Source organism: Kineococcus anabasis (genome assembly GCF_054590795.1).
The window spans coordinates 1-878 of record NZ_BAAIHU010000016.1 but is presented as its reverse complement, the minus strand read 5'-3'; the positions used below and the strand labels follow the sequence as shown (position 1 = coordinate 878).

Genomic DNA, 878 nt, shown 5'->3' with positions numbered 1-878 from the left:
ACCGTGCGCTACCAGCCCGCCGCCACCGCCGCGCAGGTCGGGGGGGACTGGTACGACGCCTTCCTCCAGCCCGACGGGGCCACCGTCCTGGTCATCGGCGACGTCATGGGCCACGACGTGGACGCCGCCGCCGCCATGGGCCAGATCCGCGCCCTGCTGCGCGGCATCGGCTACTACTCCGGAGCCGCCCCCGCAGCGGTCCTGACCGGGCTGGACGCCACCATGGAGGGCCTGGCCGTCGACACCACCGCCACCGCTGTGGTGGCCCGCCTGGAGCAGAGCCCGCAGCAGCAGGCCGCGGGGCTGACCCGGCTGCGCTGGTCCAACGCCGGGCACCCCCCACCACTGCTGCTCACCCCCCGCGGGGAGGTGCGCATCCTCACCGGCTCCGGCCCGGACCTGCTGCTGGGGATGGGGGCGGGGTTCCCCCGCAGCGACGAGGTGCTGGAGGTGGAGCGCGGCTCGACGGTGCTGCTGTACACCGACGGGCTGGTGGAGCGGCGCGGGCAGTCCCTGGACGAGGGCCTGGAGCGGCTGCGCTCGGCGGTGGCCGACCTCGCCCGGGCCGGGAGCGGCCTGGAGGAGCTGNCGTCGACACCACCGCCACCGCTGTGGTGGCCCGCCTGGAGCAGAGCCCGCAGCAGCAGGCCGCGGGGCTGACCCGGCTGCGCTGGTCCAACGCCGGTCACCCCCCACCACTGCTGCTCACCCCCCGCGGGGAGGTGCGCATCCTCACCGGGCGTCCCACGCTGCTCCTGGGCATCGACCCCGGCACCGAGCGGGCCGACGAGGTGCTGGAGGTGGAGCGCGGCTCGACGGTGCTGCTGTACACCGACGGGCTGGTGGAGCGGCGCGGGCAGTCCCTGGACGAGGGCCTG

The 878-nt window shown here is 76.1% G+C and carries 2 protein-coding genes; both read left to right on the top strand.

The features are described from left to right. Positions 1-105: 105 nt before the first annotated feature. Entirely contained in the window at positions 106-660 is a 555-nt protein-coding gene (locus ACYQBY_RS21830; protein WP_459646051.1) for a PP2C family protein-serine/threonine phosphatase, read from the top strand. Next, positions 612-878 (top strand): PP2C family protein-serine/threonine phosphatase (locus tag ACYQBY_RS21825; protein WP_459646008.1); only part of this gene is annotated, 267 nt, incomplete at its 3' end. The genes ACYQBY_RS21830 and ACYQBY_RS21825, both read left to right, overlap by 49 nt.